The organism is Stenotrophomonas bentonitica, assembly GCF_002887735.1.
Taxonomy (GTDB): domain Bacteria; phylum Pseudomonadota; class Gammaproteobacteria; order Xanthomonadales; family Xanthomonadaceae; genus Stenotrophomonas; species Stenotrophomonas bentonitica_A.
In genome coordinates this window covers 186,691-208,334 of the sequence record NZ_PKQP01000004.1, presented here as the reverse complement: position 1 = coordinate 208,334, position 21,644 = coordinate 186,691, and the positions used below count along the sequence as shown (strand labels likewise).

At 68.8% G+C, this 21,644-nt stretch carries 19 protein-coding genes; 10 read left to right on the top strand and 9 right to left on the bottom strand.

What is annotated here, in order from left to right:
• Positions 1-134: 134 nt before the first annotated feature.
• The 5 genes from C0R07_RS10005 to C0R07_RS09985 are packed head-to-tail and all read right to left on the bottom strand — an operon-like array spanning position 135 to position 4,350.
• Positions 135-572, bottom strand: coding sequence for a hotdog fold thioesterase (locus C0R07_RS10005; RefSeq protein ID WP_019184915.1), 438 nt, complete (start codon positions 570-572; stop codon positions 135-137).
• 25 nt (positions 573-597) lie between these two features.
• Positions 598-2,631: a phospholipase D family protein gene (locus C0R07_RS10000; RefSeq protein ID WP_102788807.1), complete on the bottom strand. Its 2,034-nt coding sequence runs from the start codon at positions 2,629-2,631 to the stop codon at positions 598-600.
• On the bottom strand, positions 2,628-3,185 hold the full coding sequence (locus tag C0R07_RS09995; RefSeq protein ID WP_051010531.1) for a YceI family protein: 558 nt from the start codon (positions 3,183-3,185) through the stop codon (positions 2,628-2,630). The genes C0R07_RS10000 and C0R07_RS09995 overlap by 4 nt, the downstream gene beginning before the upstream one ends.
• Before the next feature lie 42 nt (positions 3,186-3,227).
• Complete coding sequence (locus tag C0R07_RS09990) at positions 3,228-3,704, bottom strand: SixA phosphatase family protein (RefSeq protein ID WP_070426355.1); 477 nt, start codon at positions 3,702-3,704, stop codon at positions 3,228-3,230.
• A gap of 13 nt (positions 3,705-3,717) precedes the next feature.
• The gene (locus tag C0R07_RS09985; protein ID WP_102788806.1) at positions 3,718-4,350 is read right to left on the bottom strand and encodes a ParA family protein; all 633 of its coding nucleotides are present in this window, start codon (positions 4,348-4,350) and stop codon (positions 3,718-3,720) included.
• Positions 4,351-4,482: 132 nt separating this feature from the next.
• On the opposite strand from C0R07_RS09985, the gene C0R07_RS09980 reads away from it, so the two are divergent.
• The gene (locus tag C0R07_RS09980; RefSeq protein ID WP_070473824.1) at positions 4,483-5,967 is read left to right on the top strand and encodes an AAA family ATPase; all 1,485 of its coding nucleotides are present in this window, start codon (positions 4,483-4,485) and stop codon (positions 5,965-5,967) included.
• A gap of 33 nt (positions 5,968-6,000) precedes the next feature.
• On the opposite strand, the gene C0R07_RS09975 is transcribed toward C0R07_RS09980, so the two are convergent.
• The 3 genes from C0R07_RS09975 to C0R07_RS09965 form a co-directional block, all read right to left on the bottom strand.
• On the bottom strand, positions 6,001-6,933 hold the full coding sequence (locus C0R07_RS09975; protein WP_102788805.1) for an AEC family transporter: 933 nt from the start codon (positions 6,931-6,933) through the stop codon (positions 6,001-6,003).
• A gap of 108 nt (positions 6,934-7,041) precedes the next feature.
• Positions 7,042-7,680, bottom strand: a complete 639-nt coding sequence (locus C0R07_RS09970) for a tetratricopeptide repeat protein (RefSeq protein ID WP_019184922.1) — start codon at positions 7,678-7,680, stop codon at positions 7,042-7,044.
• Positions 7,681-7,772: 92 nt separating this feature from the next.
• The gene (locus C0R07_RS09965) at positions 7,773-8,399 is read right to left on the bottom strand and encodes a DUF938 domain-containing protein (RefSeq protein ID WP_102788804.1); all 627 of its coding nucleotides are present in this window, start codon (positions 8,397-8,399) and stop codon (positions 7,773-7,775) included.
• Positions 8,400-8,543: 144 nt separating this feature from the next.
• Between C0R07_RS09965 and C0R07_RS09960 the strand changes: the two genes are divergently transcribed.
• The 9 genes from C0R07_RS09960 (at position 8,544) to C0R07_RS09920 (ending at position 21,124) form a co-directional block, all read left to right on the top strand.
• Positions 8,544-10,172 carry a TldD/PmbA family protein gene (locus C0R07_RS09960; RefSeq protein WP_167390351.1) on the top strand — a complete coding sequence of 543 codons (1,629 nt, stop codon included), beginning with the start codon at positions 8,544-8,546 and terminating at the stop codon, positions 10,170-10,172.
• 132 nt (positions 10,173-10,304) lie between these two features.
• On the top strand, positions 10,305-11,939 hold the full coding sequence (locus C0R07_RS09955) for a TldD/PmbA family protein (protein WP_102788803.1): 1,635 nt from the start codon (positions 10,305-10,307) through the stop codon (positions 11,937-11,939).
• Positions 11,940-11,959: 20 nt separating this feature from the next.
• Positions 11,960-13,294, top strand: coding sequence for a TldD/PmbA family protein (locus C0R07_RS09950; RefSeq protein ID WP_070473830.1), 1,335 nt, complete (start codon positions 11,960-11,962; stop codon positions 13,292-13,294).
• A 67-nt stretch (positions 13,295-13,361) separates the two neighbouring features.
• Positions 13,362-14,063 carry a DUF4159 domain-containing protein gene (locus C0R07_RS09945; RefSeq protein WP_070473832.1) on the top strand — a complete coding sequence of 234 codons (702 nt, stop codon included), beginning with the start codon at positions 13,362-13,364 and terminating at the stop codon, positions 14,061-14,063.
• A 61-nt stretch (positions 14,064-14,124) separates the two neighbouring features.
• Positions 14,125-15,108: an AAA family ATPase gene (locus tag C0R07_RS09940; RefSeq protein ID WP_019184930.1), complete on the top strand. Its 984-nt coding sequence runs from the start codon at positions 14,125-14,127 to the stop codon at positions 15,106-15,108.
• Positions 15,109-15,118: 10 nt separating this feature from the next.
• Positions 15,119-16,015: a DUF58 domain-containing protein gene (locus C0R07_RS09935; RefSeq protein WP_070473836.1), complete on the top strand. Its 897-nt coding sequence runs from the start codon at positions 15,119-15,121 to the stop codon at positions 16,013-16,015.
• Entirely contained in the window at positions 16,012-17,130 is a 1,119-nt protein-coding gene (locus tag C0R07_RS09930) for a BatA domain-containing protein (protein ID WP_102788802.1), read from the top strand. Before C0R07_RS09935 ends, C0R07_RS09930 begins: the two co-directional genes overlap by 4 nt.
• Positions 17,127-19,298 (top strand): hypothetical protein, encoded by a 2,172-nt coding sequence (locus tag C0R07_RS09925; protein ID WP_102788801.1) that lies wholly within the window; start codon positions 17,127-17,129, stop codon positions 19,296-19,298. The genes C0R07_RS09930 and C0R07_RS09925 overlap by 4 nt, the downstream gene beginning before the upstream one ends.
• Positions 19,295-21,124, top strand: coding sequence for a hypothetical protein (locus C0R07_RS09920; RefSeq protein ID WP_070473843.1), 1,830 nt, complete (start codon positions 19,295-19,297; stop codon positions 21,122-21,124). The genes C0R07_RS09925 and C0R07_RS09920 overlap by 4 nt, the downstream gene beginning before the upstream one ends.
• 30 nt (positions 21,125-21,154) lie before the next feature.
• Here C0R07_RS09920 and C0R07_RS09915 read toward each other — a convergent pair whose 3' ends face one another.
• Positions 21,155-21,637, bottom strand: coding sequence for a hypothetical protein (locus C0R07_RS09915; RefSeq protein ID WP_102788800.1), 483 nt, complete (start codon positions 21,635-21,637; stop codon positions 21,155-21,157).
• Between the last annotated feature and the right edge of the window lie 7 nt (positions 21,638-21,644).

Below are 21,644 nucleotides of genomic sequence, written 5' to 3'. Positions count from 1 at the left end.
CAAATCGATGGCAGGCCCAAGCCAGCCGCCGCACGCTGTCAAGCCAACGGCCACCGGCGGCACAACGGCCGTGCGCACATGCGCCGGCGCACTGTCATGAGCCACGCAACACAGCATCCGTGCCATGCGTGCGATCAGCCCGGGCGCACCGCGGGCACCACCGCCAGGGTCAACCGCGACGTGCAGACCAGCTTGCCGGCCGCGTCCTCGATGCGGATGTCCCACACCTGGGTGCTGCGCCCCACATGGACCGCACGCGCAGTGCCGGTGACCGTGCCGGCGCGCACCGCGCGGATGTGGTTGGCATTGATCTCCAACCCGACGCACACCTCCCTGGTGGTATCCACGCACAGGTTGCCGGCGCTGCTGCCGAGGGTTTCGGCCAGCACGACCGATGCCCCGCCATGCAGGATGCCGTACGGCTGGCGGGTGCGTTCGTCCACCGGCATGGTGGCGCTGATCCAGTCCTCGCCCGCGGCGGTGAACACGATGCCCAGGTGCTCGATGAGCGTGTTGCGGCTGAGCGTGTTGAGCGCCTGGATCGACACCGCGTCGCGGAATACCTGGGGCATGCAGCTTCTCCGTGGGGTTGCAGATTTACAGAATCGGAACCAGCCCGGCGCCGAAGGCGGTGAGCATGCGCACCAGCAGCCACTTCGGCCCGACATTCACCTCGGGGAAATCCCCGACGGCGACGTAGCAGGTGTGGAAGGCCGGGTCCTGCCGCTTGAGCGGATCCGGGCACTCGGGCCCGGGCTGGAACTCGTAATCGGTGGCGTAGCGCCACGGCCAGAAATCGAGCACGGGCAGCGCCTCGGAGGCCTTGCCGACACTGTAGTTCAGGCCGGACAGGACCGGCGGCTTGGCACGCGGCGCGACCACCCAGGAGTTCTGCGGGTGGATGTCGCGCAGGATGCTCTGCGCCAGCGCCTCGGCGAACACCGGGTCATCGATGATCACCGCTCCTTCGGTGTTGTAGTTCTCGCTGCGCGGGTCGAAGTTGTGGGTGCCGATCACGCCGATGCGGCGATCCACCACCATCGATTTGGCATGCAGGCCCATGCGGGCGCCCTTGCGGGTGACCGGCAGCGGCTTGTTGACCGCCTTGGTGCCCAGGAACGAGGGCCGGGTTTCAGCACGCAGCACGCGGCGCTCCACTTCGCTGCCATCGGTACTGCGGCGGCGCCCGCTGGCGCTGTTGCGGTCGGCGTTGCCACGGCGCGGGCCATCGCTGGCACGGCCGTCACTGCCACCGCGCGCATTGCTGCCGGCCGCGCTGCCCCCGAGCAGACTGCTGCGCTTGCCCTGCGACGGCGGCGCCTCGGAACCCAGCGGTGCCGGCAGCAGGTTGCGGTAGTCCACCGGGGCATCGAGCGGGAACGGTTTGAACTCGTAGATGTTGAACCCGAGCTCACGCAGGTTGCGGCGTTTGTACTTGTAGGACAGCGCGTAGACGATCGGGTTGTCGGTGGCGGCCAGGCTGTTGGTGGACACCACCACGCGCGGTGCCTGCTCGCGTTTGCGCAGGTCGCGGAACAGGCGCTGCGCCGGCTTGGACAACACCAGGTACGGCGTCTGCAGCAGCACCTCGGACTGTGCGCTGGCGATCAGCGCATCCAGCTGCGGCTCGGTCACGTGCTGGCCGTTGGCCGGCTGGCTGGCACGTTCGCGGCGATGCTTGCGCGGCAGATCGGCGACGTACTGCACCGAGGCCACCGGCAGGGCGGTATCGACGAAGGTGCGGCGCACGTAGTCCGGATCGTCGGCCTCTTCACTGACCCGCTCGACCCGCTCGGGCCGCCGGAAGTCGGCCGGCGGCATGGTCGGCACGCCCTGGCGGAGCAGCGTGCGGCCGACATCGTTGAGGCGCTCGGCCGGCACACTGCGCGGCGCGCGCCAGAACGCATCGAAGTTGGCGGCCATCTCACGCACTTCCGGGCCGGCCACGATCACATCGCGGTCGCGGAAGTTGTATTCGCTGTCCCAGTCGTAATAGTCGTCCTGGTAGTTGCGCCCACCGACCACGCCCAGTGCATCGTCGACCACCAGCAGCTTGTTGTGCATGCGCTGGTTGAAACGGCGGAAGCAGCACACCACGCTGGCGGCGTAATCGAAGTAGTTCAGGCGCGCCTTGCCGAAGGTCGGGTTGTAGACCCGCAGTTCGAAGTTGGCATGGCTGCCGGACAGGGCGCCGAGGATCTCCAGGTCGGAGATCGCCGAGAGCTGGTCGATCAGCACCCGCACCTTGATCCCGCGGCGTGCGGCCGCCTGCAGTTCGTCCAGGACCAGCCGGGCGCTGTCGTCCTTGTCGAAGATGTAGGTCTGCAGGTCGATGCTGCGCGTGGCGCTGCGGATCAGGTTCAAGCGCGCGACGAGGGAAACTTCCCCTTCGTCGAGGATGGTAGCGTAGTGCCGCGGCTGGCCGGCGTGCGATTCGGCGAAGGCGCGGCCACCGAGGGCACGCAGCGGCGAATCCAGCGCGCAGCGGTCCGGCTGGGCGCAATCGACCACGGTCGAACGCGCCTGTACGGCGATGCCGGCGGCACGGTCGCGCTCGGCGTTGGACAGCGAAGCACAGCCGCTGCCCAGCAACAGCGTTGCCAGCACCAACAGACGCAGCAATGGGTTCACGGTTTCGGCGCCTCGCTCAGACGCGCACGCAATACAAAGGTCACTCGATCACTCAGGGCAAGCTGCCAGCTGTCCATTCCATACCGGCCACGCTGGACGGTACCGCGGCTGACCACGTCGCAATCATACCCGGCCCGGGCACACTGCGGCGGCTCGACCCGCAGCGTTTCCGGGTGGCTGACCCCGCGCAGGATCAGCCGGCCCTGGATGCTGCCCCCCTTGTCGACCACCTCGGGCCAGTAGGGCAGCGAGTCGAACTCCACGACCGGGTAGCGGGCCGCGTCGAAGAACTCCTCGCCCCGCATCCAGCCGGTGTAGCGCGCCTTGCCGGGAATCTCGACATAGCGGGTGAACATCCGCAGGTGCACCTGGTGGCGGCCGTCGGAGAGCACTTCGATGTTGCCTTCAAAGCGGGGGAAGATGCCCTCGATGCGCTGCCCCAGCCGCGTCCGGATCTCAAACCCGAAGCGCGAGGTGGCCGTATCGAAGGCAAGGGCCTGGCTGGTGGCGGCCGGCACCGATGAGGGCGGGGCGGCATGGGCCGCCCCTGCCATCAACAGCAGCCCGACCCACGCCGCGCGGACTGCCCACACGGGTTACGGCCACCAGAAGGCGGTCAGGCTGGCCACACCCGGCTCGATGGCAGCCTCACGGTCGAAGGCCAGGACCGCGATTCCGCCCGGTGGCATGCCCCGGTAGTCACTGCTGGTGCCCTCGCTCATCAGGGCGACCAGTTGTTCCAGGCCCGGGTTGTGCCCGACCACCAGCAGGCGGTCGACGTCCCGGCGCGCATCGATCAGCCCCATCAAGGTGCCCGGGGTGGCCTCGTAGACGGCATCCTCCAGGCGCTTTTCGACGAAGCCGGTGATGCCCAGCACGGCCTCCAGGGTTTCGCGGGTACGCCGCGACGGCGAGCAGAGCACGCAGTCGGGGAGCAGGTTGTTTTCCTTCAGCCAGCGGCCGGCGGCCTCGGCTTCGGCCAGACCGACCGGCGACAGCGGGCGGTCCAGATCGGCCTGGCCGGTGCTGGCGGCTTCGGCATGGGCGTGACGCAGCAGTATCAGTTCTCGCATGGGATCTCTCGTGTCAGGCTTTCTTCAGCCACTTCAACAGCGGCTCCCAGTCACTCTGGTGCTCGCGCACCTGGGCCGAGCGGTAGTCGAACAGACTCCGTCCCAGCCCGACCATCACCACATAGCTCTGGCTGTCGCGCAACTGCGCAACGACCTCGTAAGGCCAATCGGCCAACATCTGTATCGCCTGCTGCGAGGTCTGCGTCCAGGGTTTGGTGCGGTTGAGCACCAACCCGACCGGCAGGCTGCGGTCATGGACGCGGGCCACGCGCGACAGGCTGTTGAGGAAGCCGACGATGGCTTCGATGTCCAGCGCGGAAGGCAGCACAGGAACCACCACCGCATCGACAACGTCAAGGAAATGCGGAATATCGTCGGCCATCGCACCGGCCGGCGCATCGATGATGACTTCGTCGGTGCCGTCGGGAACCAGTCGTTCCCAGCTCTTTTTGCGGTACACGTCGATCGGCAGCACGGCGCTTTCCAGGACCGAGCGGCGTTGTGCCCAGCGTGTGCTGGAGCCCTGTGGATCGGCATCGGCCAGGACGGTCCGCTTGCCTTCCAATGCCGAATGCGCCGCCAGGTGGGTGGCGACGGTGGTTTTGCCCACCCCGCCTTTGGAACCGGCCACCAGGATCGTCTTCATGCAGGCCTCGCTTCCGGGGAACGTTTCCGCAGCCTACACCGGCGCCTGTGACGGAGATAGTCGCGGCGCTGAACCAGAACCGGCGCCCACGGCTTTGCTATCGTGGATGGTTCCAATGGACTGACCGCCCGCATGAGCGAACTACAGGACCTGAGCGCGCTGATCCGCGCCAACACCCCGCTGATCATCATCGAGACCCAGGATGAAGGCCGGGTGGTGGAGTTGTTCCGGCAGACCCTGATGCATGTCTGGCGCGCCCTGCACCGCTGGTCGATCACCGAGGGGCTGCGCCGGATCGACATGGACCGCGAGGACGACCCGGTCGGCCCGCCCGACGCCAGCGCGGCCCTGCAGATGATCCGCCAGGCCGAGCAGCGCGGCATCTACCTGCTGCTCGATTTCCATCCCTACCTGGGCTATGCCAGCCACCAGCGCGCCCTGCGCGACCTGATCCAGCGGCGCCACTGCCAGGCCCACGTGCTGGTCCTGATCGGGGCCAAGGTGGAGCTGCCGGCCGAGCTGGAAGCGCTGGCCACCCGTTTCAATCCGCGCCTGCCCGACCTCAACGCGCTGTTGAAGATGCTGCGCGAGGAAGCCGAAGCCTATGCCCGCGAACATGGCGGGCGGCGCGTGGAGGTGGACAACGAGGCGGTCCAGAAGATCCTGCACAACCTGCGCGGGCTGAGCCTGGTCGACGCGCGGCGGATCGCCCGCCAGCTGATCTTCGCCGACGGTGCGCTCAGCCAGGACGACCTGCCGCAGCTGGCCCGGCTCAAGTTCGAGCTGCTCAACCGCGCCGGCCACCTGCACTACGAATACGACACCACCCGCTTCGCCGACGTGGCCGGTGCCAACCGGCTCAAGCGCTGGGTCAACCAGCGCCGCCCGGTCTTCCTCGGCGGCGCCGGCCCGGCGGGCCTGGACCCGCCCAAGGGCATGCTGCTGCTGGGCGTGCAGGGCTGCGGCAAGTCGATGCTGGCCAAGGCGACGGCCGCCGGTTTCGGCGTGCCGCTGCTGCGGCTGGATTTCGGCAGCCTGTATGACAAGTACCACGGCGAGACCGAGAAGAACCTGCGCGATGCGCTGGCCTCGGCCGAGCAGCTGACGCCGTGTGTGCTGTGGATCGATGAGATCGAGAAAGGCCTGGCCAGTGGCGGCGAAGATGGTGGCGTCTCGCGCCGCGTGCTCGGCCACCTGCTGACCTGGCTGGCCGAACGCAAGGGCACGGTGTTCATCGTCGCGACCGCCAACCAGGTCCATGAGCTGCCGGCCGAGCTGCTGCGCAAGGGGCGTTTCGATGAGATCTTCTTCGTCGACCTGCCCGATGCCAACACCCGGGTGGAACTGCTGCGCCTGCACCTGGGCAAGCGCCAGCTCAACGCCGACGATTTCGCGCTGCCGGCGCTGGCGGCCGCGGCGGACGGCTTCTCCGGGGCGGAGATCGAACAGGCGGTGGTCGCCGGGCTGTACGCCGCACACGCCGAATCACGCGGGCTGGATACCCAGCTGCTGATGCAGGAGATCCGCGGCAGCCGGCCGTTGTCGGTGCTGATGGCCGAGCAGGTCACCGCGCTGCGCGAGTGGGCCCGCGGGCGCACCGTCAGCGCGGACGGGTAGCGCCCGACCGTCAGCCGGCTGCCGGCTGCCTGATCATGGCGACCCAGGAAGACCGGCCCCGCGCTGCAGCACCCACACCCACGCCGGCAGCGTCACCAGCGACAGCAGGATGCCGTAGCCGACGAGCGCGGCAGCCAGGCGCGGGGCCAGGCGATGTGACATCGCCAGCGCGGCGGCGGTGATCATGGTCGGCATCGCCGACTCCAGCACATTGGCCTGCAGCATCGTGCCGTGCAGGCCGAACGCCCAGGAGATCGGCAGCGCCAGTGTCGGCATCACCAGCAGCTTGAGCAGCAACCCGATGCCCAGGGGCTTGAGCTCATCCAGTGGCAGGCGCAGCTGGATGGAGAAACCGACCGCCAGCATCACCAGCGGCAGCATCGCATCGGCCAGCTGCTTCAGCCCGGTGCCGATCCAGCCCGGCGGCTGCTCAGGCATCAGGGTCAGCGCGAACAGCAACGCCCACAGCGGCGGAAACTTCGCGATCCGCAGCAGGATCTGCGCGGCGGTGGGGGGGGTGTCGCCGCTGTAGCGCGCGATCACATACAGACCAAAGGTGGACAGCAGCACGAAGGTGCCGAACTGGTCGTAGACCACCGCATAGGGCAGGGCGTGATCGCCGAGCAGGGCACGCACCATCGGATAGCCGATGAAGCTGGAATTGGCCAGCGCCACACAGATCAGCAGCACCGCATGCACATCCCGGGCGAAGCCGAACGCGCGCGTGGCCAGGCTCACCAGTGCGAGCGTGCACAGCATCAACAGCCACGGCGTGGCGACCAGCCCGATCAGGCTGGTGTCCAGATGCAGCCGCGGGACATAGATCAGCACCGCCGCCGGCAGGCACACGTACAGCACGATGCGGTTGAGCACATCGGCCGTGTTCTCCGGCAGCGCGCGCAGGCGCGAGAACGCCATGCCCAGGCCGAGCATGGTCAGGATCAGAGCGAATGCGTCGAAAGCCATCGCGACAGCCTAGCCCAATCGCCTGCATGGCATGTTCCGACCATGGTCGAAGCCCGCATCGCCCGCGCTATGGCCGGCCAGCCCGCCTGCACGGGCCGGCCTGCGGAATCATGGCCAGGCCGGTGGCTTCTCGGCCCATGCACGCTGCACCTCGGCCAGCGTGCTGCGCTCGCTGTCGCGCCAACCAGGCAGCAGTTCGGCGTAGCGATCGGCCCCACTCCACTGTTGCGGCTCGGTGCGCACGGCGGCGGCGTACCACTGCACGGCTTCGGTCTTGCGGCCCAGCGTCCACAGCGCCAGCGCGAAGGTGGGCGGCACCCATGCCGGATTCCCGCGCAGCGTGTTCTGCGCCGCGGTCCATTGCACCAACGCCGCGTCGGCCTCACCCAGCCGGAACAGATCCCAGCCGTAGTTCCAGCGCACCGACCGACCGGGCACCGAACTGGCCGATGCGGTCGTCGCGGCCTGTTCGTACAGACTGCGCCCCAACTCGGGCCGGCCCTGCGCGATCGCCACGCCGGCCAGCTGCACGGTCGCTTCCAGGCTCTTGCGGCCGCGCTCGCGCTGCTTCATCAATTGGTCGACGAGCTCCCCGCCCTGGCCCTGCACCACCACCATCGGGGCGGCCGCCACGTCGTTGTCGAAGTAGAACTCCTGCACGGCCGGCAGCGATTGCGCCGACGCGTTGAACACACACGCCCCCATGGCCAGCATCACGCCGGCCACCATCTGTCTTGCAATTGCCATGCAAACTCCCCCAGGTTGTCACAACAACCTCCCCTCCTGATCCTAACCGCAGCATGCGCCGGACACCAAGCGCGGCCGACCAGCGGTCGGCGCTAGCCGGCGCGCCGCCACACCCGCAGGCGGTTGTTGGCCGGCATCGCCACGCCCTCGATCAGCTGCAGGCCCGCCCCCGCCGCCAGCGCATCCACCGCCTCGGCGTCGCGGATGCCCGAGGCCGGGTCCCGCGCCTTGAGCCATGCGTCGAACTGGCGGTTGCTGTCGCTGCTGTACTCGCCATGGGCATTGAACGGACCGTAGATACAGAGCACGGCACCGGCCGCCATGACTGCCGGCAGCCCGGCAAACAGCGCCTGGACGTGCGCCCAGCTCATGATGTGCAGGGTGTTGGCGCTGAACACCGCATCGAACGCCAACGGCGCGTCCGGCGGCAGCGGCCCGAGCCCGGGCGCGGGGGACAACACGGCCTGCAGCGGCCACGGGGCCGGTGTGTTGGGCAGGCCCGCGGCGTCCAGCCGCTCGGCGATGCCCGGCAGGTGATCCGGATGGTCGCTCGCCTGCCACTGCAGGTGGGGCAGTGCCGCCGCGAAGGACTCGGCGTGCTGGCCGGTGCCGCTGCCGATCTCCAGCACCCGGTGGCGGTCGGCGAGGTGGCGCTGCAGCACCGCCAGGATCGGCGCGCGGTTGCGGTCGCAGGCCTCGGACCAGCGTATCTGGCTCATCGCAATGTCACATCGGCAGGGAATCGATGTCCATCCAACCATGACCGCAGTCACTTGTGCCACTGTGCGATGCCACCGAAAGTCGAAGACTTGTCCAACGCCGGCCGCCTGCGCGCCGCCGGCCGTCCTTGGGGGATGTGAGCTGTGCAACGTCGTGAGTTTCTAGCGCTGTCTGGAATGGGCCTGGCGGGCCTGGTACTGCCGCATGGCCGGCTGATCGCCGCCGAGCAGCTGCTCGAACCGGGCGATGTGGGTCGCCGCAAGGCCTTGGCCGAGGCCGCGCTTGCCGCCGCCAAACGCGCCGGTGCCAGCTACTGCGATGTGCGCATCGGCCGCTACCTCAACCAGGCGATCATCACCCGCGAGGCCAACGTCCAGAACGTCACCAACAGCGAATCCTCGGGCATCGGCATCCGGGTGATCGTCAACGGCGCCTGGGGCTTTGCCGCCACCCACCAGCAGACCCCGGCCGCGGTGCTGGCCACGGTCGAGCAGGCCGCGGCGATCGCCCGCGCCAACGCCGGCATCCAGAGCCGCCCGGTGCAGCTGGCGCCGGTGACCGGCGTGGGTGACGTGAGCTGGAAGACCCCGATCCGCAAGAACGCGATGGCGGTACCGATCAAGGACAAGGTCGAGATGCTGCTGTCGCTGAATGCGGCCGCGCTCAATGCCGGCGCCGACTTCGTCAACTCCACCCTGTTCCTGGTCAACGAACAGAAGTTCTTCGCCTCCAGCGACGGCTCGTTCATCGACCAGGACGTGCATCGGATCTGGCTGCCGTTCACCGCCACCGCGATCGACAAGGCCAGCGGCAAGTTCCGTACGCGCGCCGGGCTGTCCTCGCCGATGGGCATGGGCTACGAATTCCTCGATGGCGACGCGCGCGGCAAGATCGCGTTGCCGGGCGGCGTGGTCGCCTACCGCGATTCCTACGACCCGGTCGAAGATGGCATTGCTGCCGCCCGCCACGCCCGTGAAAAGCTCAAGGCGCCGTCGGTCAAGCCGGGCAAGTACGATCTGGTGCTGGACCCGTCCAACCTGTTCCTGACCATCCATGAGAACGTCGGCCACCCGCTGGAGCTTGACCGCGTGCTCGGCTACGAAGCCAACTACGCCGGTACCAGCTTCGCCACGCTGGACAAGCGCGAGGCGGGCTTCCGCTGGGGCAGCGACATCGTCAACTTCTTCGCCGACAAGACCGCCCCGGGCAGCCTGGGCGCGGTGGGCTACGACGATGAAGGCGTGAAAACCAAGCGCTGGGACCTGGTCAAGGACGGCATCCTGGTCAACTACCAGGCCACCCGCGATGAGGTGCACCTCCTCGGCGAGAAGGAAAGCCACGGCTGCAGCTACGCCGATTCGTGGTCCAGCGTGCAGTTCCAGCGCATGGCCAACGTGTCGCTGGCGCCGGGCAAGGCCCCGCTGAGCGTGGCCGACATGATCAAGAACGTGGAGAACGGCATCTACATCCACGGCCGCGGCTCGTACTCGATCGACCAGCAGCGCTTCAACGCGCAGTTCGGTGGGCAGCTGTACTACCAGATCAAGAACGGTGAGATCACCGGCATGGTCGAGGATGCCGCCTACCAGATCCGCACGCCGGAGTTCTGGAATGCCTGCAGCGCGATCTGCGATGAGCGCGATTTCCGCTTCGGCGGCTCGTTCTTCGATGGCAAGGGCCAGCCGGGCCAGGTCTCGGCGGTCTCGCATGGCTCGGCGACCACGCGCTTTGATGGCATCAACATCATCAACACCGCACGCAGCCTGGGATGAGCCCGTCCCTGCTCCGTGCCGAATGTCACTACCGCGGCGCACGCATGGCCGCAAGAATCGGCTGTGCCGCCGCAGCGGTCGCCCTGATGTCGCTGTTTCCCTGCCACCCCCACACCGACGTGGAGAGCTGCCTTGCAAAGACGTGACTTTCTCGCCCTGACCGGGCTTACCGCTGGCGGACTGATCGTGCCGTCGTTCTTCGGCAAGGTCATTGCCGCCGAGCAACTGCAGAGCAGCCTCGACCCGGCCCTGAAAAAGCGCCTGGCCGACGCCGCCCTGGCCGCTGCGCGCCAGGCGGGCGCGACCTACTGCGATGTCCGTATCGGCCGCTACCTGCGCCAGTACGTGATCACCCGCGAGGACAAGGTCCAGAACGTGGTGAACACCGAGTCGACCGGCGTGGGCATCCGCGTGATCGTCAACGGCGCCTGGGGCTTTGCCGCCACCAACCAGCTCGGCACCACCGATGTGGCGCGTGCCGCGCAGCAGGCCGCCGCGATCGCCAAGGCCAACGCCGGCGTGCAGACCGCCCCGGTGCAGCTGGCCGCCGCGCCCGGCGTGGGCGAAGTGTCCTGGCGCACCCCGATCCGCAAGAACGCGATGGACGTGCCGATCAAGGAGAAGGTCGAGCTGCTGCTGGACGTCAATGCAGGCGCGATGGGCGCCGGCGCCAGCTTCGTCAACTCGATGCTGTTCCTGGTCAACGAGCAGAAGTACTTCGCCTCCACCGATGGCTCCTACATCGACCAGGATGTGCACCGCATCTGGGCACCGATGACGGTCACCGCCATCGACAAGAGCACCGGCAAGTTCCGCACCCGCTCCGGGCTGTCCTCGCCGATGGGCCTGGGCTACGAGTACCTCGATGGCGTCGGCACCGGCAAGGCGGTCTCGCCCAACGGCGTGGTCAACTACCGCAACTCCTATGACATGAAGGCCGATGCGATCGCCGCGGCCAAGCAGGCGCAGGAAAAGCTCAAGGCACCGTCGGTGAAGCCAGGCAAGTACGACCTGATCCTGGATCCGTCGCACACCTGGCTGACCATCCACGAGTCGGTCGGCCACCCGCTGGAACTGGACCGCGTGCTCGGCTACGAAGCCAACTACGCCGGCACCAGCTTCGCCACGCTGGACAAGCGCGAGCAGCATTTCCAGTACGGCAGCGACAAGGTCAACATCTTTGCCGACAAGACCCAGCCGGGCAGTCTCGGTGCGGTCGGCTACGACGATGAGGGCGTCAAGACCAAGCGCTGGGACCTGATCAGCGAAGGCAAGCTGGTGGATTACCAGACCATCCGCGACCAGGCCCATATCCTGGGCAAGACCGAGTCCGATGGTTGCTGCTATGCCGATTCCTGGTCCAGCGTGCAGTTCCAGCGCATGGCCAACGTCTCCATGGCACCGGGCAAGACCAAGCTGAGCGTGGCCGACATGATCAAGGACGTCGAGAACGGCATCTACATCATCGGCGACGGCTCGTTCTCCATCGATCAGCAGCGGTACAACGCGCAGTTCGGTGGCCAGCTGTTCTATGAAATCAAGAACGGCCAGATCACCCGCATGCTCGAGGACGTGGCCTACCAGATCCGCACGCCGGAGTTCTGGAATGCCTGCACCGCGGTGGCCGATGAAAGCGACTACCGCCTGGGCGGTTCGTTCTTCGACGGCAAGGGCCAGCCCGGCCAGGTCTCGGCGGTCTCGCACGGTTCGTCCACCGCGCGCTTCAACGGCATCAACGTCATCAACACCGCGCGCAGCCTCGGCTGACCGGTCAGGAGCCCCAATCCATGAGTATCTTCACCGAAGCCCAGGCCAAGGCCATCCTCGACAAGGTCATCGCGCTCTCCAAGGCCGATGAGTGCACTGCCGTGCTGGCCGGCTCGATCGACGGCAACATCCGTTTCGCGCTCAACAACGTCTCCACCAGCGGTATCGTCGACAACACCGAACTGGCCGTGACGGTCGCCTTCGGCAAGCGCGTGGGCACCGCCTCGATCAACGAGTTCGACGACGCCGCGCTGGAACGCGTGGTGCGCCGTGCCGAAGATCTGGCCCGCCTGGCCCCGGAGAACCCGGAGTTCCTGCCGGCGATCGGCAAGCAGACCTACCGGCCCAGCCCGACCTTCAGCGAATCCACCGCGGCCATCGACCCGGCCTTCCGCGCCAAGGTTGCCGCCGACTCGATCGCACCGTGCCGTGGCAACGGCCTGATCGCGGCCGGCTTCCTGGAAGATGGCCAGAGCTTCCAGGCCACCGCCAACAGCAACGGCAACTTCGGTTACCAGCGCGGCACCAACTTCGATTACACCTGCACCGTGCGTACCGAAGATGGCCGCGGCTCGGGCTGGGTCGGTCGCAACCTCAAGGATGCCGCCGATTTCAAGGCCGACCAGGACATCCGCATCGCCATGCGCAAGGCCACCGAATCGGCCGAAGCCAAGGCGCTGGAGCCGGGCAAGTACACGGTGATCCTGGAGCCGGCGGCCGCGGCCGGCCTGATCAGCTTCATGATGAACTTCTTCGATGCGCGCTCGGCCGATGAAGGCCGCAGCTTCCTGTCCAGGAAGGGCGGCGGCAACAAGCTGGGCGAGCAGGTCTACGACCCGCGCGTGACCATGGTCGCCGATCCATGGCATCCCGAGGCCGCCGTGCTGCCGTGGGACAACGAAGGCCAGCCGCGCGAGAAGCTGGACATCATCAAGGACGGCAAGATCGCCAACCTCAACTACTCGCGCTTCTGGGCGCAGAAGCAGGGCAAGACCGCCAACGCGCGGCCGGGCAACCTGCTGATGTCCGGCGGCGACAAGAGCACTGCCGAGCTGGTCCGTGGCACCCAGAAGGGCATCCTGGTCACGCGCACCTGGTACATCCGCATGGTCGATCCGCAGACCGTGCTGCTGACCGGCCTGACCCGCGATGGCACCTTCTACATCGAGAACGGCCAGATCAAGCACCCGGTGAAGAACTTCCGCTTCAACGAGTCGCCGGTGATCATGCTCAACAACATCGAAGAGCTGGGCAAGCCGGTGCGTGTGGCCGGTGACGAATCCAGCCTGGTGATGATGATCCCGCCGATGAAGCTGCGCGATTTCACCTTCACCTCGTTGTCCGACGCGGTCTGATGAACGGTCGTGACGGCCACTGGCCGTCTCCCCGGCTGGCCGGTTGCTCCCGGGAACGTGCGCGGCGATGAACCGCGCACAGTTCCTGCGGCTGATGCTGGGCAGTGCGGCGTTCGCGGCCCTGCCCGCGCCGGCGCGCGCCCAGGCCGGGCGGTACGACTTCTGGTTCACCCGCCTCAAGTACGACTCCGGCGACTGGGACGTGGACGCGCGCATGCCGTCCAACGTGATCACCTCGCTGATCGATTACACCACCCTGCGCGTGGACCCCACCGAGCACGTGATCGCGCTGTCCGATCCGCGCATGCTGGAGGCACCGTTCTGCTATCTGGCCGGGCACAAGCTGGTCGAGTTCAATGCCGCCGAGCGGCAGAACTTCGTGCGTTACGTGCGCAATGGCGGCTTCGTGTTCGTCGATGACTGCAACCACGATATCGATGGTCTGTTCGCGAAGTCCTTTGAAGCACAGATGGCCAAGCTGTTCGGGCCGAAGGCGCTGAACAAGCTGCCCAACAACCACGCGCTCTACCGCAGTTTCTTCCGCTTCCCCGAGGGCCCGCCGGCCACCGGGTTCGAGCTCAATGGCTGGGGCGATGATCTGGTGCACGATTACCTCAAGGGCATCCAGATCGATGGCCGCCTCGGCGTGCTCTACAGCAACAAGGATTACGGGTGCGAGTGGGACTACGACTGGCGCAACAAGCGCTTCCTGGCCGAAGACAACACCCGTTTCGCGGTCAACATCGTGATGTATGCCTTGAACAGCTGAGCTTCTTCCTGCTTTTTCAGCCACGCATGGCGTGGCTCTACGCCGATCCTGCGAGTGCCTTATGACGACCGACCGCCTTGATGCCCTTCTCCCCAAACTGCAGCAGTTGCGCGGCGCGTTGGCCCAGGCCGTGGTCGGCCAGCACGCCGTGGTCGAGCAGCTGCTGATCGGCCTGCTGGCCGGCGGCCACTGCCTGCTCGAGGGCGCGCCCGGGCTGGGCAAGACCCTGCTGGTGCGCTCGCTCGGGCAGGCACTGGAGCTGCAGTTCCGGCGCGTGCAGTTCACCCCCGATCTGATGCCCAGCGACATCCTCGGTACCGAGCTGCTGGAAGAGGACCACGGCACCGGGCACCGTCACTTCCGGTTCCAGAAGGGCCCGATCTTCACCAACCTGCTGCTGGCCGACGAGCTCAACCGCACCCCGCCCAAGACCCAGGCCGCACTGCTGGAGGCGATGCAGGAGCGCACCGTCAGCTACGCCGGCACCACCTATGCGCTACCGGCGCCATTCTTCGTGCTGGCCACGCAGAACCCGATCGAGCAGGCCGGTACCTACCCGCTACCCGAAGCCCAGCTGGACCGCTTCCTGCTGCACGTGCGGGTGGATTACCCCACCGAACAGGAAGAGCGCGACATCCTGCTGCAGACCACCGGCAGCGCCAACGGCAGCGTCCCCAAGGTGATGGAGGCTGACGAGGTCCTGGCGCTGCAGTCAGCCGTGCGCGAGGTCCACATCAGCGACGACGTACTCACCTGGATCACCCGCCTGGTGCGTGCCAGCCGCCCGGGCAGCGACGCACCGGCGGCGGTGAACCAGTGGATCAAGTGGGGCGCCGGCCCGCGTGCCGGGCAATCGCTGGTGCTGGCGGCCAAGGCGCGCGCGCTGCTGCAGGGCCGCTTCGCGGCCACCCGCGAGGACGTGCAGGCGCTGGCGGCACCGGTGATGCGTCACCGCCTGCTGCTGTCCTTCGCTGCCGAGGCCGAGCAGAAGAGCGCCGACGACGTGGTCGCCGCGCTGCTGCAGGCCGTGCCGTTCCCGGGTTGATCCGCACACCGTGAGCCGCAACGTACCGATCGCGATCCCCGCCGATGTCCGCAGCCGCCTGAAGGCGCTGCGGCTGCTGCCACGGCGTGCACGCGGCGCGCACGGCATCGGCCAGCACGCCAGCCGCAGCCGCGGCGCCGGGCTGGAGTTTGCGCAGTACCGCGCCTATGAACCTGGCGATGAACTGCGCCAGATCGACTGGAAGCTCTACGCGCGCTCGGACCGCTTCTTCGTGCGTGAATCCGAACGCGAAAGCCCGATCACGACCTGGGTGCTGATCGATGCGACCGCCTCGGCGCGCCAGAGCGACCGTGCGCGACCGGACTGGTCGCGCCTGGACTACCTCTGCGCCACCGCCGCCTGCCTGGTCGAACTGGCCCTGCAGCAAAGCGACCGCTTCGGCGTGATCGCCATCAGCGGCGAGAGCGTGCAACTGGTCCCCGCCGGGCACGGCCCGCGCCAGCGCGACCGCGTGCACCTGCTGCTGCGCCAACTTCGGGCCAGCGGCACGTGGCCGCCGGTCACTTCCCTGGCCCCGGTCTGGGAGCGGGTGCAGGCCGGCGACCTGCTGGTCGCGCTGGGCGACGGTTTCGACGAAGGTAGCATCGTGCTGCTGGAACGGCTGGCCGCCGCCCGCCGCGAGGTGCTGCACCTGCAGGTACTGACCGCCGAAGAGCGCGATTTCCCGTTCACCGACGGCCACCGCTTCCGCGATCCGGAAACCGGCGAGGAGCTGCTGGGCGATGGCCGTGCGATCCGTGCCGAATACCTGGCCCGTTTCGATACCGCCCAGCGCGCGTTGCAGGCGCGGCTGCAGAGCAGCGGCATCGTGCATGCCACCGGCTATCTCGACCAGCCGCTGGATCAGCCGCTGCGGGCGCTGCTCGGTGCCGGAGGCGGCGCGTGAGCCTGCTGTTTCCGCTCGGACTGCTGGCACTGGCCGCCTGGCTGGTCCCGCTGCTGATCCACCTGGCGCGGCGGCATCAGTACGCGCCACTCGACTTCGCCGCGCTGCGCTGGCTGCAGGCCCGGATCCGGCCGCGCCAGAAGATCCGCTTCGACGAGTGGCCGCTGCTGCTGGTGCGGCTGCTGCTGCTGGCTACACTGGCCCTGTTGCTGGCGCGGCCGGTGCTGCACGGTGGCGCCGCCGACATCCACCCGGTCACGGTGGTCGCCCCTGGTCTGGACGGTACGGCCCTGCGTGGCCAGGACGCGAAGGGAGATTGGCGCTGGCTGGCTCCGGGCTTCCCCGCACTGGCCGATGCCGCCCCGGCGACCGCTTCCGCGCTGTCCAGCCTGCTGCGTGAGCTGGACCAGACACTGCCTGCCGGCGCACCGCTGACGGTGTACGTGCCCGACCCGATGCCCGGACTGGATGGCGAGCGGCCGCGCCTGTCGCGTGCCGTGGATTGGCGGCCGGTGCCGTTGGCGCCGGCCAGCACGCGCACCGCCGCACCGCCGGTGCTACAGGTCGGTGGCGAGATCGCAGAAGGCGAGCAGCGCGTGCTGGCCGCGCTGCAGCGTGCCTGGTCCAACCAGGCGTTGTCTCCTGCCCGCGGTGCCGGTACCGCCCCCGATGCCGGGCAGACCGGCGTGTGGCTCGCCGCTGCGCCGCTGCCTGCTGCCTGGCAGGCGTGGGTGCACCAGGGCGGCAGCGTACTGGTCGCGCCCGGTGCTGCGGAGGCCGGCTGGATGCCCGTCCTGCGCGATGCAGACGGTGCAGTGGTGCTGGAACAGCGGTCCGAAGGACAGGGTCGCCTGCTGCGCTTCGCGTCGCCGCTGACGCCGACGGCCCTGCCGGTGCTGCGCGATCCCGGCTTCCCGCGCCAGTTGCTGGCCGTCCTCGCCGCACCCGCCCCGCCGACCCTCGCCGCGGCAGCGACACAGCAGCCGCTGCGCGGCGGCGCCACGCCGCTGCCCGCACCGCGCGAGCTGAGCCCCTGGGTGCTGGTGCTGATCGTGCTGCTGTTCGCGCTGGAACGGGTGATCGCGACCTCACCGCGCCGCGGAGCCGGCGCATGAACGCTGCCATCCAGCACGCCTGGCAGCGCGCGCGCCGGCGGCAGTGGTGGATCACCACCCTGCTCGCGGTGCCGGCCGCGTTGGCGATCAGCGCGGTGGCGTGGCGGCTGGCCGGCTTCAACGCGGCTACGGTAGTCCTGCTGTCGACGTTGCTGGTCAGCGTCGGCGTGGCGACCTGGCGCGCACGTGGTCTGGATCGCCAATGGCTGGTCCGCCGGTTGAACGACCATCCGGTCGCACAGGACAGTGCCGACCTGCTGTTTGCCCCACCGGCGGCATTGAACCCGTTGCAGCAGCGGCAGCGCACGCATGTCGCCGCCGCCCTGCAGGCGCGCATGCCCGAACTGCGGCCACGCTGGCCGCGCCGGTGGCTGCTGGCCTCGGTGATCACGTCGCTGGTGGTAATGGCACTGGCGCTGAGTTGGCCACGCGGCCATAACGCGGCGCCCCTGTTCCCGGGCGCGGCGGCACCGCCGGCCACACCCGCGCAGCCACCGCAGCTGCGTTCCGCCCGGCTGGAGATCACCGCCCCGGCCTACACCGGGCAGGCCGCGCGTGTGCAGAGCACGCTGGACGGCAAGGTCCCGCAGGACAGCCGCCTGCACTGGTCGCTGCGCTTCTCGGCGCAACCGCAGGCCGCTGCGCTCCAGTTCCACGATGGCCAGCGCATCGCGCTGCAACGCGATGGCGACCAATGGACCACGCAGTGGACCGCCACGCGTCCGGCGCTGTACCGCGTGGTCACCGAGCCTGCCCTGCGCGACACCCGCCTGTACCGGCTCGATGTGGTGCCCGATCGCCCGCCCGTGGTGCGCGTGATCGCTCCCGACCGCAGTCTCGTGCTGGGGACACCCGGCCAACGCCAGTGGCCGCTGCAGTTCGAGGCCACCGACGACTACGGCGTGGTTGCCGCGGCACAGTTGAAGGTCACCCTGGCCCAGGGCAGCGGCGAGAACATCACCTTCCGCGAGCAGACCTTCAACCTCGTCGGCACCGGACCGGCGACGCAGCGGCGCTTCGCGCGCACGCTCGATCTCGCCGCGCTGGGCGCCACCGAAGGCAACGATGTGATCGCGCAGTTGACCGTGCGCGACACCCACACGCCCGGCGCGCAGACCGCCCAGAGCAGCAGCGTGATCCTGCGCCTGCCCAGCGCAGCGGAGATCCAGGGCACCGACATGGAGGGCATGGTCAAGAAGACCCTGCCCGCGTATTTCCGTAGCCAGCGCCAGATCATCATCGACGCTGAAGCGCTGATCAAACAGCGTCGCCAGCTGCCGGCGGAGGAATTCGTGAAGCGTGCCGATGCGATCGGCGTGGACCAGCGGATCCTGCGCCTGCGCTATGGCCAGTTCCTCGGCGAGGAAAGCGAAGGCGGGGCCAAGCCACCGCCGACCAGCGATGCCCTGCCGACCAGTGATACACCGGCGGCCGCGCACGATGACGATCACGATCACGATGGCGACCATGCCAGGACCCAGGCGCAGGCCGGCCACGACGACCACGATCATGGCGCGCCGACCGACGGCAGCGCCCCGGTGTTCGGCAGCGCCACCGACGTGCTCTCCGAATACGGCCATACCCACGATCACGCCGAGGCCGCCACCCTGCTCGATCCCAAGACGCGCGCCACGCTGAAGGCGGCGCTCGATCAGATGTGGTCGTCGGAAGGCGAGCTGCGCCAGGGCCAGCCCGAGCGTGCCCTGCCCTACGCCTACAAGGCGCTGGGCTTCATCAAGGAAGTGCAGCAGGCCGAGCGCATCTACCTGGCACGGGTCGGCCCGGAACTGCCGCCGATCGACGAGAGCCGACGCATGAGCGGCGATCGCGCCGACCTGGCCAGCCGCACCTTGCCACTGCGTGCGCTGGAGGCACCCGACCAGGCCATCGTGCAGGTCTGGCAGCAGCTGGCCGATCCGGCCAGCGCGCCGGATCTGGACGCACTCACCCACTGGCTGCGACGCAATGAAGCGCGCCTGCCGGACCCGCTGAGCCTGGCCGCCGCCATCGAAACACTGCGCATCACCCCGGACTGCGCCGACTGCCACCAGGCCCTGCGCGCGCAGCTGTGGCGTGCGCTGCTGCGGCCACTGCCGCAGGTCGCCCGGCGCAACGCCCCCGATGCCATGGGTCAGCGCTACCTGGATGCACTGGAGGCCACCCCGTGAGCGACCCGCGCTGGATCCTGATCGCGCTGTTCGCCGTGCTGCTGCTGAGCAGCGCGCGTCTGTGCTGGCAGCAATGGCGTGGACCGGCGCGGGCACCCGGTGTGTTCGCCAGCCTGCTGGTGTTGCAGGCCGTGGCGACCGTGCTGCTCTACCTGACCCTGGTGCCACCGATGCAGCGCGTGGCCGGTGGCCAGCTGACCGTGCTGACTGGCGCGGCCGATCAGGTGCGCTGGTCAGCGGCGCCGGGCGAGACCGTGGTCGCACTGCCGGAAGCGACGAAAGTGGCAGACGCCCTCGCCGCGCCCGACCTGGCCACCGCGTTGCGCCAGCATCCCGGTCCCACCTCCCTTCGGTTGATCGGCGATGGCCTGTCGGCCCGCGATCGCGATGCCGCGCTGCCCCGTGGCGTGCGTATCGAATGGCCCAGCGCACCACAGGGCTGGATCGCACTGCAGCCGCCACCGGTTGCTGCGCCCGGTGCGGTGTTCACCGTCCGCGCGCGTGCGCAGGGCGTGCCGAACGCACGCGCCGAGCTTGTGGACCCGGCCGGGCTGGTGGTTGACCGCGCAATGCCAAGGGCCGATGGTCGCGTGCAGCTTGATGGTGTCGCGCGCGTGCCAGGGCAGAGCACGTTCCGTCTGCGCCTGCTGGATGCCGGGCAGCACGTGGTCGATACGCTGGAGGTACCGGTGGACACCGTGGGCGCGGCAGCGCCGCGGCTGCTGATCCTGGCCGGTGCGCCGGGGCCCGAGTTGAAGTACCTGCGTCGCTGGGCGACCGATGCGGGGCTGGCCGTACAAGCGCAGGCCCATGCCGGCGGTGGGGTGTCGCTCGGCGATGCACCGGTCGCGCTCACTGCGGCGACGCTGGCGGCGACGGATGCCGTGCTGCTCGATGAGCGCAGTCTGGCCGGGCTGTCGGCGGTGCAACGCAGCGCGCTGCAGCAGGCGATCCGCGGTGGGTTGGGCGTGCTCGTCCGCACCAGCGGCCCCCTCAACGACAGCGCGCGCCAGGCGCTGCGCGGCTGGGGTATGCCCATCAGCGGCAACAACCAGGCCGCCCCGCTGACACTGCCGGCCGACGCCGATGCCGCGTTGCTGCAGGCACGCCGTGGTCCCCAGCGGCCCGCGTCGGACACCACCACCTACATCGACGAAGCCGACACGGCCTCGCACCAGGCTGCGCTGCCGGTGCTGGAGCGGCTGGGTGTGACGGTCAACGACGCGACACCGCTGCTGCACGATGACAAGGGCAATGCGATCGGCGGCTATCGCCCGCTGGGCCGGGGCCGTGTTGCGCTGCTGCCGGTCACCGACAGCTATCGACTGGTGCTGGCCGGTCGCGACGATCGCCACGCCGAGCTGTGGAGCGGCGTACTGGCCCGCGTGGCGCGCCCACTTCCCGCCGCAGATGCTCCACGCGTCGACTCCGATACCCCGTGGGCCGGCGAGCGCGTAGCGCTGTGCCAGCTGCGGGAACCTGCACAGGTGCGCGCACCGGATGGCGCGCGCATTGCGCTGCGCATCGATCCGGCCAGCGGCGCGGAACGCTGCGCCGGCTACTGGCCGACGCAGGCCGGCTGGCATCAGCTGCAGCAGGGTGAGAGCCGCCACGCGTTCTACGTGTTCGATCCGGCCGCTGCGCGATCGCTGCATCGCCAACAGCTGCGTGAGGCCACCGCACAGCGTCTGGCCGTGGGCACCGCGGCAACGTCGGCCGGCGTGATCGAAACGCCAGGACCGCGTTGGCCATGGCTGCTCGCCTTCGTGCTGGCGGCCGGGCTGCTGTGGTGGATGGAGCGGCGGCGGGGAGCGAGGCCCGCTTGACGCGCGCCGGAGCGATGCTGTCCTGCCAGATCAGCGCGCCGGCGGCGCCGGGCATCCCCCCTGCTGCACACACACCTGCTGTGCCCGGCGCTGCTCGTCGTCGGTCAACTCCGGCGGTGGGCGGGCGGTCGCGGACTGGATCTGGTCGGGTCCGCCGGTGAGCTTGTTCACACCCTGCGCCGCGGCGGCCAGCCCCTTGTTGATGCCCATCATCAGATAGCCACCGCTCATGCTGACCTGCTCGGGCGAGGGGGGTTCGCTCCAGGTGCGGCTGAACCGGTTCGGCTGAACCTGCACCGGATTCTTGAAGCGGTACAGATCCAGCGGCTCGTCGTCGGGCTTGAGCGCACGCACCTCGCCCAGCGTGGTGACATCCCCCTGCGTCGGCGCAGGCGGCGGCTCCACGGGGTCGGGTGGCGCCACCTGCTGTGCCTGCACGGCAGCGGCCAGCACCAGGCCGGCCAGCAACGCTGCACCTTGCTCTCCACGTAATGCCACAGCGACTCCATCCATGTTGGTT